Origin of the sequence: Brevibacillus sp. AG, assembly GCF_028369215.1 — a bacterium.
In the GTDB taxonomy this organism is placed as follows: Bacteria; Bacillota; Bacilli; order Brevibacillales; family Brevibacillaceae; genus Brevibacillus; species Brevibacillus porteri.
Window position 1 is genome coordinate 63,870 of record NZ_JAQMYO010000009.1, and the last position, 12,864, is coordinate 76,733.

General features: G+C 48.3%; 8 protein-coding genes. 4 read left to right on the forward strand and 4 right to left on the reverse strand.

The window, feature by feature from the left end:
- Nucleotides 1–58: 58 nt before the first annotated feature.
- Nucleotides 59–997 carry a YndJ family transporter gene (locus POF51_RS23445; RefSeq protein ID WP_069850113.1) on the reverse strand — a complete coding sequence of 313 codons (939 nt, stop codon included), beginning with the start codon at nt 995–997 and terminating at the stop codon, nt 59–61.
- 481 nt (nt 998–1,478) lie between these two features.
- Between POF51_RS23445 and POF51_RS23450 the strand changes: the two genes are divergently transcribed.
- Both POF51_RS23450 and cysI read left to right on the forward strand, forming a co-directional pair.
- On the forward strand, nt 1,479–3,305 hold the full coding sequence (locus POF51_RS23450; RefSeq protein WP_069850111.1) for an assimilatory sulfite reductase (NADPH) flavoprotein subunit: 1,827 nt from the start codon (nt 1,479–1,481) through the stop codon (nt 3,303–3,305).
- A 33-nt stretch (nt 3,306–3,338) separates the two neighbouring features.
- The gene (cysI, locus tag POF51_RS23455; protein ID WP_069850109.1) at nt 3,339–5,060 is read left to right on the forward strand and encodes an assimilatory sulfite reductase (NADPH) hemoprotein subunit; all 1,722 of its coding nucleotides are present in this window, start codon (nt 3,339–3,341) and stop codon (nt 5,058–5,060) included.
- A gap of 53 nt (nt 5,061–5,113) precedes the next feature.
- Here the strand turns inward: cysI and POF51_RS23460 are convergent, their stop codons facing one another.
- Nucleotides 5,114–6,493, reverse strand: a complete 1,380-nt coding sequence (locus POF51_RS23460) for an SMI1/KNR4 family protein (RefSeq protein ID WP_069850107.1) — start codon at nt 6,491–6,493, stop codon at nt 5,114–5,116.
- 183 nt (nt 6,494–6,676) lie between these two features.
- Here POF51_RS23460 and POF51_RS23465 point away from each other — a divergent pair, with 183 nt between their 5' ends.
- The gene (locus POF51_RS23465; protein WP_069850105.1) at nt 6,677–7,123 is read left to right on the forward strand and encodes a DMP19 family protein; all 447 of its coding nucleotides are present in this window, start codon (nt 6,677–6,679) and stop codon (nt 7,121–7,123) included.
- Nucleotides 7,124–7,161: 38 nt separating this feature from the next.
- Here the strand turns inward: POF51_RS23465 and POF51_RS23470 are convergent, their stop codons facing one another.
- The gene (locus POF51_RS23470) at nt 7,162–7,710 is read right to left on the reverse strand and encodes a hypothetical protein (RefSeq protein WP_271756185.1); all 549 of its coding nucleotides are present in this window, start codon (nt 7,708–7,710) and stop codon (nt 7,162–7,164) included.
- Nucleotides 7,711–8,074: 364 nt separating this feature from the next.
- Between POF51_RS23470 and POF51_RS23475 the strand changes: the two genes are divergently transcribed.
- Complete coding sequence (locus POF51_RS23475) at nt 8,075–9,574, forward strand: malate:quinone oxidoreductase (RefSeq protein ID WP_106835551.1); 1,500 nt, start codon at nt 8,075–8,077, stop codon at nt 9,572–9,574.
- A gap of 154 nt (nt 9,575–9,728) precedes the next feature.
- Here the strand turns inward: POF51_RS23475 and POF51_RS23480 are convergent, their stop codons facing one another.
- Nucleotides 9,729–12,845, reverse strand: coding sequence for a S8 family serine peptidase (locus POF51_RS23480; RefSeq protein ID WP_271756186.1), 3,117 nt, complete (start codon nt 12,843–12,845; stop codon nt 9,729–9,731).
- Nucleotides 12,846–12,864 lie beyond the last annotated feature (19 nt).

The following is a 12,864-nucleotide window of genomic DNA, read 5'->3' on the forward strand; positions in this document are numbered from 1 at the left end:
CTCTGCACTTTTCGGCAGAGTTCTTTCCGTTGAGTTGTCTCTCAAATTAGGAGACACCCTATTTTGTTAGTTTCTTAAGAGAATCTATCATGTACACCCATCCAATCAGGCCACATAAAACAAAACCAAACGCATGCAGCGACCCGTAAATCGGAATGAAATCGTGTATGGTTAAAGAAAACATGTTCTTCAATAACGGATAGCAAATGGAAACTACAACAATCGTGTAAAAGGAAATGCAAGAAAGGACTAAAAAGAAGTTGGACTTATTGAGCAAAGAACCTCTTTTCAAGTAACCAAGCAGATAAGTCGTGTAAATCGCAATATTACAGGCGAACAAGGTGACGCCAATATACTCAATCGGCTTCGAGAAAATAATACCGATAGCGATCAGAATAGGTCCAATGATATCGACAGCAACGATCCAAGGATACCAGCTTTTCTTTGTCATAACCCGTCCGAGTAGACCGATAAAAATCGGAACGATTGCAGATGAGAAATGAAAGTGGAGCGAACTCAGGGCGTGAGTTGCGGGCTTAGCCTGGAAGAGGTCAAACTGATACTGATAGAGGGTGAACCAAATGCCCCCGATAAAAAAGTAAACGAGCCCCGCGCCAATCGCGATTTCCTCTGTTCTTCCCTTGCGATTCACAATAATGGTCAGGCCATAGATGCCGAGCAGGAATGTGAACAGTAGCCACCCGAGCGAGAGGGTCCCCGGTATTGCTGTGCTTCCCAGCCCCCACGTCTTGCTGCCCATTACAGAGGCTAGGGCGAGAAGCGCTGCGGGAAATTGAAGTAGCTTGATAGCAGCAAAAATACCCCGTTGATGTTTATTCTTTTCGTCATAGCGCAAAACTACAATCACAAGAGGCACAATGACGAAAGCCGCAAACATGAGAAATTTTTCAACAAGGTTAAATTGGAAGTAATCCAGATAAAAGATCAGGATGGTTATGATTCCACCGGGAATCGTCCGTACTATCAATGGTTTCATCACTTGCCCCCAAGAAGCCATTCATGGATATTCATATAATTGGTTGCTTATAGTAGTGTAACACATTTTGTGAGGGCTATTCTGTTCACGAATCGCATACTAGATTTGCTCCCGATTTATTGGAGGTATGCGAGAAAGGTGCTGCGGCGCCTTCTTTTCTTTCAGAATTCCAGCATGTATCCTCGGCAGAACTTAACCAGCGCTACTTCACCGAACGTACCGATGGTCTTTCGCTGCCAAGCGGCGAGGAATTCCTGGTAGCCACTACATAGAGTCGAGACTCATAAGAATTTGAGTGAAGAAAACCCCGGGTCCTTATCTTAGGATCGGGGTTCTTTAAGCTGTTTTCCAATGATTAGTAAAGCTTATGATCATAATAACGAATTCCAATTGCTCGGGTTCTACTTACTGTGGTAGCTTAAAGTAAATAATCATATAAGAATACTCGGAATTAATTTTTTCTCTTGTGAGGTGCATATCGTTGGTACTTAAGGTGACAGACAGTCCTTTCAGTCAGGAACAAGTAGAGCTCCTAAATCGGTTGCTGCCCACGCTTTCGGAGGTGCAAAAGGTTTGGCTGAGCGGGTATCTTGCAGCTCTTCACAAAGTGGAGGCACCGATGGCCGCTGGGTTTCAAGCCGCTTCAGCTGCGAATGGGGCAGTCATTTCCAAAGAAGTGACAGTGCTTTTCGGATCTCAGTCCGGGAACAGCCAGAAGTTGGCCAAGGTGCTGACCGGAAAGCTTCAGGAGAACGGCTTCCACGTAACTCTTTCCTCCATGAGCGACTTCAAGACGAATGCGTTGAAAAAGGTTGAAAACCTGCTTGTTGTGGTAAGCACACACGGGGATGGTGAACCACCGGACAATGCCATCTCCTTCCATGAATTCCTGCACAGCAAAAGAGCGCCGCAATTGGTGGGCCTGCGGTTTTCCGTGCTGGCATTAGGCGACACCTCTTATGAATTATTCTGCCAAACTGGCAAAGAGTTCGATAAGCGGTTAGAAGAGCTAGGAGGCAAGCGTCTTACTCCCCGGGTCGATTGCGATGTAGATTACGACGAGCAAGCCTCTGAATGGATGAATCAGATCCTGGCTTCTCTCAGTGAAACTTCGGCAACCCAGGTTGCTGCTGCAAGCGCGATCGTCGGCGGTGCAGTGATCGGGACAGGGTCACAAACCGATTATTCACGGTCGAATCCGTTTCAGGCTGTGGTCTTGGAGAGTTTGAATCTGAACGGACGCGGATCAGATAAGGAAACTCGCCACTTGGAAATCTCCCTTGAGGGTTCCAATCTCGAGTATGAACCGGGTGATTGTTTGGGGATCTATCCCAAAAATCATCCTGCCCTTGTCCGTGAGCTGATTGACACGATGGGTTGGAAGGCGGAAGAGCTCGTTCCCATTCATAAAAACGGGGAAGAGCGCACGCTGGAAGAGGCCTTGTCCAGCCATTTTGAAATCACGGTTCTCACCAAGCCTCTCTTGGAACAAGCAGTAAAGCTATCATCAGGAAACGGGTTGCAGGAACTGCTTGCGGAAGGGCGAGAGCAAGAGCTTCGCGATTATGTTCGAAATCGGGATTTGCTGGACCTGGTGGAGGATTACGATTTTAAAGGCGTGCCTGCCAAAGAATTTGTCTCCATACTTAGAAAGCTGCCGCCGCGACTCTATTCGATCTCAAGCAGCTTAAAGTCCTACCCAGACGAAGTTCATCTGACAATTCGCAATGTTCACTATCAAGCTCGTGGCCGAGATCGTTACGGCGTTTGTTCGAGCTATATCGCGGATCGTTTGGAGACGGGTGATACGCTGCCAGTATTTGTACAGCATAACCCCAACTTTAAGCTCCCGGTTAACCCGGACGCCCCGCTGATCATGATTGGTCCCGGCACGGGTGTCGCTCCATTCCGTGCCTTCCTGGGAGAACGGGAGGAGCTTGGGGCGACGGGCAAGACATGGCTTTTCTTTGGTGACCAGCATTTCTCCACAGATTTTCTCTATCAGCTCGAATGGCAGCGTTGGCTCAAAAAAGGCGTATTAACGCACATGGATGTCGCGTTCTCTCGAGATACAAGCGAAAAAGTGTATGTTCAGCACCGGATGCTTGAGAAGAGCAAGGAGCTCTATCAATGGCTACAAGATGGGGCGCACGTATACGTATGCGGAGACGAGAAAAAGATGGCGCACGATGTTCACGCAGCGATGGTCATCATTCTCCAACAAGAGGGCGGACTCGATTCAGAGGAAGCTGTTGCGTATTTGAAGCAGATGCAGCAGGAAAAACGCTATCAGCGAGATGTCTACTGATTTTTGAGAAAGAATGAGAGGGGAGATGAAACCATGTCAGAAAATCATTTGCTTTCGCCAAACAGTGCTCCTCACAGCGATGTAGAAGACATTAAACGCAAAAGCGATTACTTGCGGGGGAGCCTGGTGGAAACACTGGAAGACAAAATTACAGGGTCCATCCCTGAGGATGATAACCGCCTGATGAAATTTCATGGCAGCTACATGCAGGATGACAGGGATCTTCGTAACGAACGGAGCAAACAGAAGCTGGAGCCGGCCTATCAATTCATGGTGCGCGTGCGTGCCGCTGGTGGCGTTGTCACACCAGAGCAATGGCTCATGATGGACGATATCGCCCAGCAGTTTGCCAATGGAACGATTCGCCTGACGACTCGTCAGTCTTTCCAACTGCATGGCGTGATCAAGTGGAATATGAAGCAGGTGATTCAAGAAGTAAACGAAGCCTTGCTTAGTACACTGGCTGCTTGTGGGGACGTCAACCGCAACGTCATGTGCAACCCGAATCCGTACCAGTCGGAAGTTCATCAAGAGGTTTACGAATGGGCAAAAAAAATAAGCAATCATCTCGATCCCCGTACCCGCGCCTATCATGAAATCTGGCTGGATGAAGAAAAGGTTGTCGACAGTCGGGATGGGGAAGAGCAAGAACCGATCTATGGGCCTGTTTATTTACCACGCAAGTTTAAGATCGGCATCGCCGTACCGCCTGCCAACGATGTTGACGTTTTTTCTCAGGACTTGGGCTTTATCGCCATTCATGAGGACGGTCGACTGCTGGGCTTCAACGTTGCGGTCGGAGGCGGAATGGGAATGACCCACGGCGATCCAAAAACGTATCCGCAGGTGGCGCGGGTGATCGGCTTCGTCACACCGGAACAAGTCTTGGATGTCGCCGAGAAAACGGTCATGATCCAGAGAGACTACGGAGATCGCGCGGTGCGGAAGCACGCTCGATTCAAATATACAATCGACGACCGAGGTATCGAATGGTTTATCCATGAACTGGAGCAACGACTGGGCTGGGAGCTGGAGAAGGCACGCTCCTATCACTTCGAGCATAATGGCGATCGCTATGGCTGGGTGAAAGGGAGTGACGATAACTGGCATTTTACCCTTTTCATTCAGAATGGCCGTGTAAAAGACGAGGACAACTATCTCCTGAAGTCCGGCCTGCGGGAGATTGCCAAGGTGCATACAGGGGATTTCCGCCTGACGCCGAATCAAAATCTCCTCATTGGAAATGTCACCAGTGAAAAGAAGCCGGAAATCGAACAGATCATTCAAGCATACGGGCTCACCGATGGAACTTCCTATTCTGCACTGCGGAGAAACTCCATGGCTTGTGTTTCGTTGCCGACTTGCGGACTCGCGATGGCTGAAGCGGAGCGTTATTTGCCTACACTGCTGGATGAGGTCGAGCTGATCTTGGATGAGGCGGGTTTGCGCGATGAGGAAATCGTCATTCGCATGACAGGATGCCCTAATGGATGCGCAAGACCTGCACTCGCAGAAATTTCTTTTATTGGGAAGGCTGTCGGTAAATACAACATGTATTTGGGCGGTGGTTTCTCCGGCAATCGATTGAACAAGCTGTATCGTGAAAACATCGGAGAAGCAGAAATATTAAATGAGCTGCGGCCAATTTTAAATCGGTATGCGAAGGAACGTGAGGAAGGCGAGCACTTCGGAGATTTCGTTATTCGGGCAGGGTATGTGAAAGAAGTAAGATCGGGACTCGATTTTCATGAGTAGTGTGGCTGCGAAGAGAAGACCATCCCGTTAAGGATGGTCTTTACCTTTGTCTTTTAGGCTTCTCGCAGCTGCTGAATCACTTCCGCTGCGAACTGATCTGTAAACCGGATATGCCCATTTTCCTGTACAATCTGCCCTTCCTTCTTGCGACGGTCCAGCCATTCGCTAATCCATCCCGGGGCATAGCCGCCTTGACCGAATTCTCCACCAAAGGCGATCATTTTCTCATAGACAGCCAGGTACTGTTCGCGAGTGGTATCGGGATATGACTTTATGTATAGCCAAAATTGCACATCGTACATCAGATACGAGAGTTCATCCGCATGAAAAGAAAAATAGCCTTTTTCCTCTACAATCCGTGTACAAATGCTGCGTATTTTTTGATCGATTTGTTCCACTTCCGATACTGGCGTGCACAGCTCCTCTAGCAAGGAAGAAAACTTCCCGTGGGCCACTTTATAGAGAGCCGCTTCCTTATCCTCCTCGGAGGTATCGTATTCTTCTTCGCTCACCAAGCCCCTGATAAACGCCTCAAAATTTTCAGCCAGGAACGTAATTTCATAATCGCTTTCCTGATCGACGTGAATGACTTCGGGTTCACCATCTCTCCCGCATGCCCGGTAATCCAGCATGACTACGTCGTGACCTGCTGAAGGACAATCGCAGATGACGACTCCAATGTCGGGATATCCCCAATCCTCAATCATAAATTGACTGCCAAGATCCCCGCAGAGCGAATAACTTTTCTCACGGCCAATGCCGAGAATACCACTAATGGCAATGTGATCCTCAGCCCAGGAGGTAGGGTCCTCTGTTGGAAAGCAGGTGTTCTTTGGAATTCCGCCATTCTGCTGCTTCATTAGTGCAAGATAGGAGGCAGGGAGCTTGTATCCCAGCTCTTCCTCGATCGATGCGATCAGTTCATCCGTGGGTGGCTCGGATAGATAGGCCTTTTTCGCGTACTCGCTGTCGTCCCAAAAGTCTTCAAGCGACATGTTCGAAAAAGGAACTTCCTCCGATCCTGAACCCTCAACAGCAGCAGCTCTTTTGGCAGCCATCCGAAGCTCTTGTCTTTGCTGCTTTTCCGCTTTTTGCAAGCTCCATTTTAACCATGATTCGGTATTCTGATTACCGGTTTCTAACTTGTCTGAGGTACGGAATGATTGTGCCGCCTCTTCATATCTTTTCAAATGATAGAGGGCAAAACCTACCCGAAAGTGCCAGACTGGATCTTGCTGACCTGCTTCAGCAATATTCTCCAATTGGTTGAGCGCTTCTTCATAATGCCCCAAGTTGTTATAAGCTCTGCCCAGTCGGCTGATTGCCTCATAGTCTCGTTCCTCCTCGGGGAGGCTTAACAGCGAGTCCACAATTTGCTGGTGTTCGTCTTCTTCATGCCAGCGATCCAACTGTTCGATAAGTGCCTGATCCATGGTAGCCTCCTAAACGATTCTTTTTTTTAAAAAATTTCCGGTGCTTAAGGGTTATTTCGACGCCAGCCACGCGAAGCTACTCCCATCTACCAAACGATTATGTATTCATATAAGATTAATTTATTTCGTGTCGTTTGTGCACTGCTGATCTAGAAGGGGTTAAACATTAAGGGGGCGTACAAGTTGAGTAAGATGGATATCCATGACGTATGGTTCGATTATGCCGCAGCCTTTGTGCAGAAAAAGAATGCTTCGGGCTGGAACACACTGACCTCACAGGAACAAGAGATTGCCGCCTTATGGTTGTTGGAAGCTGATGTATATAACGGCGGGTTTTTGCAGTTTTTTTGCAACTGGGGAGAAGAGGCATATATCTACGCGGTACGGGCCTTACAAGCCATCGGGGCAGTCCATGCACTCGAAATCGTCCAGTCGGGATATGCTTGCATCGAGCATTTATCGGAAGACAACCGCCTCACCCAACTCTGGGATATTCCACAGTTCCTTACTGAGGAAGAGGCAGAGCGGCTGGATAAGCTTGATCAGAGCTTCTGGGAAGACCAAGATCGCATTGCAGAAGTGGCACATCGCTATTACGTACAGCAGTTGGGAATACCCACCCCATCATAAGGTGACGGGGGTGGGGACTATCAAGGAGACTCCGACACCTATTCGTCAGCACTGGCCTCTTCTGACTGAAGCATAAGCAGCAGCTCTTGAATAGCGGGAGCGAGCTTATCATTCCCTTCCATAATTGCGGTGAAAACGGGAATGGCATCTTTTAGCAGCGAATAACTGAAAGAAAAATAGCTGAAAAATGCTTTCTGCTCATAACCCCGGGGCTCCTCTTCTTCCCACCATAATTCATCGTCTTCCTCGTCCTCTGGCCATAAGTACTTTTCGTCCAATAGCTCGTTCATGGACTCAGCAGCATTTTGGGAATCCATTTCGTCCACGTTTATAGCCGAAGCTACAGCCAAGTACAACTGAATTTCCTGCGAAGAGATCTGCTCTGGTTTTTGTTTGGCAAGCTCCTGCAGGAGAATCAGCAACACCCACGGCGTCGTCTGCCACAAGGTGCTTTGGTGCTCGATTAGACTGGCCAATTCCTCATATTGCCCGGTCTCAATAAGCCGCGGAATGTCCGTTCCTCTCCCATAGGCTGTCGTCAAACGCTGCCACGGAATGTTGTTTGTCAGGTGGGTCAAAGAGTTCATCTCCATCTCTCCTTAGACATGAGATTAAGGTCTATATATTTTACTAAGTTTTGCCATATGCAATGAAAAAATTTATATGGTAAGCGCCTCGCTGGTAACAACAAACCAAATCCTTCACCCCTGCAAGAAGCTAAGGTAAGGCCTTGGTTTTTATATGTTCCTATAACCTTTTCTAGACAATCCTCTCTTTTTTACCAACATTAAATAGTTATTAATCCTCTAATTATAATAGATAATTGAATCAATAAATAATTTCTATGATATAGTTATAGTTGTGAAAGGTAAGATGTTTTCGTAGCGTCTTGCAACGGGGCAAGGAGCTACTACTTCTTTTTTACAAAAACAGTAGATAAGGAAGGGTAATATGAGCTCCATACAGCAAAAAACAGACGTTATTTTGATTGGTGCAGGGGTCATGAGCGCAACTCTGGGAGCATTACTGAAAGAATTGGCACCGGAGTTGGAAATCAAAGTTTTTGAGAAACTCGCAAAAGCAGGCGAAGAAAGCTCTAACGAATGGAATAATGCGGGTACTGGCCACGCGGCACTCTGTGAGCTGAACTATACATCCGAGAAAGCTGACGGGTCTATAGATATTAGCAAAGCGATTAAAATCAATGAACATTTTCAGCTGTCCAGACAATTCTGGGCTTACCTTGTAAAAAACAATCTCATCCAAAATCCGCAAGACTTTATCATGCCAATACCTCATATGAGTATGGTACAAGGCGAAAAGAATGTAAGCTTTTTGAAAAAACGTTTTGAAGCGTTGGCAAACAATCCTCTATTTCAAGGGATGGAATACTCCGATGACCCTGAAAAACTGAAGGAATGGATTCCACTCATCATGGAAGGCCGCGCATCGAATGAACCAATAGCTGCAACCAAAATCGACTCTGGTACCGATGTCAATTTTGGTGCTTTGACACGTATGTTGTTCGATTACCTGAAGACGAAAGACGTCGAGATTAACTACAACCATGCTGTTGAGGATATCAAACGTACGAGCGACGGCATGTGGAAAATGAAAGTGTACAATATGGGTACCGGTAACATCGAAGACCATATTGCCAAATTCGTCTTTATCGGCGGTGGCGGCGGAAGCTTGCATCTGCTCCAAAAAACCGGTATTCCAGAGTCCAAACATATCGGTGGTTTCCCGGTAAGCGGATTGTTCATGGTTTGTAAAAATCAAGAAGTGGTAGAGCAGCACCATGCAAAAGTGTACGGTAAAGCAAAGGTCGGAGCTCCTCCAATGTCGGTACCGCATCTGGATACCAGATACATCGACAACAAAAAATCCTTGCTGTTTGGACCTTTTGCGGGATTCTCGCCAAAGTTCTTAAAAACAGGTTCCAATATGGATTTGATTACTTCTGTAAAACCGAACAACGTCATCACGATGTTGGCGGCAGGCGTAAAAGAAATGGCATTGACCAAATACCTGATCGAACAAGTGATGTTATCGCACGAAAAGCGCATGGAAGAACTACGGGAGTTCATTCCGAATGCGAAAAGCGAGGATTGGGGTATCGTGGTAGCGGGCCAACGCGTGCAAGTTATCAAGGATACACCAGCTGGAAAAGGTACCCTTCAATTTGGTACAGAAGTGGTTAGTGCCGCTGATGGCTCCGTAGCTGCATTGCTCGGCGCATCTCCGGGTGCTTCTACAGCTGTTCAGGTTATGCTAGAGGTATTAGAAAAATGCTTCCCACAACGTATGGCTGAGTGGGAACCGAAAATCAAAGAAATGATTCCTTCTTATGGCGTGTCACTCTTGCAAAACCAAGAGCTTCTTCAAGAGATTCAACGTTCGACAGACGAGGTGCTTGGTCTCGCCGAAAAAGAACTGGCTTATAGTTAATTAGTTAAGAGCAATCTTTTGGAACCTTTGATCCATTTTTTGATCGGAGGTTCTTTTTTTGATTTCGCAGAGTAGGAGTGGGGGAGATGAAGGAAGAAGGCCCCGCCATACACCATGGCGGAGCCTTCCTTTATCTATGAAGCGTCATAGCAGACTACTCTACTACCGCCTCCAACGTCACTTTCACCTTCACAGTCTGCGTAACCGACTCATCTTCCTTAGAAGTAATCGTCACGTACAGCGTAACGGTCTCTTCCCCTTCGGCAGGCAGCTCCTTCAAAATCCCCTCGCCATCGATAAACGCCTCATCAGAGCTCTTTGTCACCTGATAAGTCACATCATCGCTTTCTTCCGGCAGGGCAAGCACTGGCTGATCCAGCTCTGTGGTGTTCGCAATCTCAATCTCGAATTGATCTACGGCTTCTTCAACCACCTTAGACAAGACCGCGTTTTTATTCGATGCCTTAATCATGAAGGATTTCCAAGCCTCGTATTCTTTTACAATCTGCTCACCCTTCGGCTTGTTTTGGTCAACGCTTCGACCGACGAGCTTCAGCTTGTATTTTCCTGGATCGAGCTTCTTCGCTACTTGGCCACCATCGTAGTAGGTACCATCGAGATTAGAGAAGGTGATAGGGCCTGGTGCAATCAGTGCGTAATTGTTGAACACGGATGCGAGGGTACCGATGTATTTATCGTCCATGTTCCATGCTTCAACAGAGATCTGGTTCACGTCTTTTGCTTGCAGCTCAGCTTCGAGTGTGAACGAATCCTCATTGCCATCGCCATCAGGCGTGATCGTCGTATCGGACAGCTTCAGGTTGTCGAAACCGAAGTTGGTATCCTCACGCTTGTCTCCCACGTGTACAGCAAACGGCAGGCGCAGGTCAGGGTTGCCTTTCGCTTTCAGCAGGACTTCCCCTTCATACACGCCGTCTTTTGCATCGGAGTCAACGGACAGGTTGAGCTCAAATGTGGTCGCATCGCCTTTTTTAGCGGAGATGGAATCATCGGAGATTTCCACATCGATGTCATCGACATCTGGCGATTTGGAGCCAGGCTTGTACGGATCTGTCGTGACGGATGGATGCATGATTACTTCTGCTTCGTAAGAAACTTCTTTCTTGGACAGGTTTTTCAGCTGGAGTGTTTTCGTGACGGTGTTGCTGCCAGCCTTCAGCAAGCCAAAGGAAACGTTATCCGCATAGTACGGAATGGTCTTCGGCTCAAAATCTTCGCCCAAAATGGTGAGCTGCTCGACCGTTGTCAGAACAGCAGGTGTTTTCGATGCGGCGTAGCCGTTCACACGGCCAGCACCTTGGGAGTACACATCGTACAGTAAGCCGTCTGGGCTATACAGCGGTTTTGAAGTGTTCGCGAGCGCTGCCTTGATATCGGCAGGTGTCCAGTCCGGATGTGCCTGTTTCAACAGCAGGGCTAGACCGGAAACGTGCGGAGCTGCCATACTTGTACCGTTTAGACGGGCGTATGCCTTGTCGTACTTGGCGTCAGGGATAAGCTTGCTCCAAGATGGATAGCTGGACAGGACGGCTACACCTGGCGCAGCTAGATTCGGCTTAATGCTGTAATCGTCGCCCATGATTGGACCACGAGAGCTAAATCCGGCGATGCGGTCGCCCGGATCATTTGTGCTTGGGTAGTTTCCTGAGAACGTAAACGTCAGTGTTTTTGCTTTTTCAGGGTCAGCCAGCAGCTCTTTTGCCAGTGTTCGGCCTTCCAGACCCTTCATGTCAAAGGTAGGGATCGCTTCGATCTGGTCACCCAGGATCGTGTTGACATAGCCTTCGCGATCACGGATATCTAGGTCGGCTTGGCCATCCCCGTCGACGTCGTTACCGTTAAAGACCACGATAGCGACAGCACCAGCTTTTCGGGCGTTTTCGATTTTTTCCGTGAAGCCGAGAGAACCACGGGAAACGAGAGCGACTTTGCCTTTTACATTTGCCTTTTCAAAATCGCTGCGAGAGCCAAGGTTGGCATAGGCGACTGGCAGCGCTTTGGTTCCGATAATGGAGGAGAAGTTATCCTTTCTGACCTGCCATGCCATTACAGGGAACTCGTAATTGGCTCCAAAGGATGAGGTTGCTGAGCCGTCATATTGCACGGTAGGGGAGTCTACCGCTGCAACTGTGATCGGCAGCCTCGCTCCAGAAGGTGATCCTGCCGTATAGAAATGTCTGCCGCGTTCATCATCGGCTGAATTCCCACCCGATACGACCGTGATCACACCAGACAGCACCGCGTTATTCACAGCGATGGCATCTGGGGAGTCAGAGTCCTTCTCCATAGCGGAGCCAAGCGACAGGTTAATGACATCCATGCCGTCTTTCACCGCTTTTTCGATACCGTCGATGACCTGAGCGGAGCTACCGCCGCCTCGGCCCAATACGCGGTAGACGTAGAGGTCTGCACCGTAGGCAACCCCTTTTACCTGTACATCTGAGGTCCTGTTTTTGGCGCGTCCTACGATGGTGCCGGAGACGTGAGTGCCATGGCTGGAGCCTTCATATCCTTTTCCATCGCGATCCTCTTCCACAGGGATTGGTGCTTGTTCATAAGGGTCTTTGTCATTGTCGAAGGAGTCATATCCGCCTTTATTATAGGCATCTTTGAGATCAGGGTGCTTGTAATCGACACCCGTATCGATGACGCCGACCTTCAATCCTTTCCCTGTCAAACCTTCTTTCCACATATCGAGAACGCCGATTTGTTGGAGAGGGGCCTGATCCCATTTGGTAGACGATGCTTTCTCGCTGACGGCATCAATCTCAGGAAGCTCATAATACGTATTCTGATAAATGCGTTTCACCTGCGGCAGTCCAGCCAGTTCTTCCAACTCGTCGGCTGATACCGTTACTTCCATCCCGTTGAATACATGCTCAAACTTGCGCTTTACCTTCAGTTTGACCTGGTTGTCTTTTGCCTCATCGAGGAAAGATTCTTGCTCCTCCTCTACTTTTGCTCGCAACGATCTAACGGAAGATTCTGAACCTTCTTCGTGTTTAGCTGTGATCGAAGGCTCGCTGTTCAGCTCAATAATGACACTGACGTTTTTGCTGGAACTGGTGTTCAGCAGAGGGGAGATTTTCGAGATTTCGGAGCCAAGCTCTACTTCCGCATTGGTATATTCGTTTACTTTCTCCCAATCCTGTTCGCTAAACTCCGCCGCTGCCAGTGCATTGTAAGGAAGGCCACTCAGCATGAGTGATGCTGCAAGCGTAAGAGAAGCGAGAGTACGCATCTTCTTCATCAGTCCACTCTCCTTAAAA

Excerpts from the sequence above, each read along its gene's own strand:
- POF51_RS23460 (WP_069850107.1), bottom strand. The coding sequence starts at position 6,493 with ATGGATCAGGCACTTATCGAACAGTTGGATCGCTGGCATGAAGAAGAC.
- POF51_RS23470 (WP_271756185.1), bottom strand. The coding sequence starts at position 7,710 with ATGAACTCTTTGACCCACCTGACAAACAACATTCCGTGGCAGCGTTTG.
- POF51_RS23480 (WP_271756186.1), bottom strand. The coding sequence starts at position 12,845 with ATGAAGAAGATGCGTACTCTCGCTTCTCTTACGCTTGCAGCATCACTC.
- cysI (WP_069850109.1), top strand. The coding sequence starts at position 3,339 with ATGTCAGAAAATCATTTGCTTTCGCCAAACAGTGCTCCTCACAGCGAT.
- POF51_RS23475 (WP_106835551.1), top strand. The coding sequence starts at position 8,075 with ATGAGCTCCATACAGCAAAAAACAGACGTTATTTTGATTGGTGCAGGG.
- POF51_RS23445 (WP_069850113.1), bottom strand. The coding sequence starts at position 997 with ATGAAACCATTGATAGTACGGACGATTCCCGGTGGAATCATAACCATC.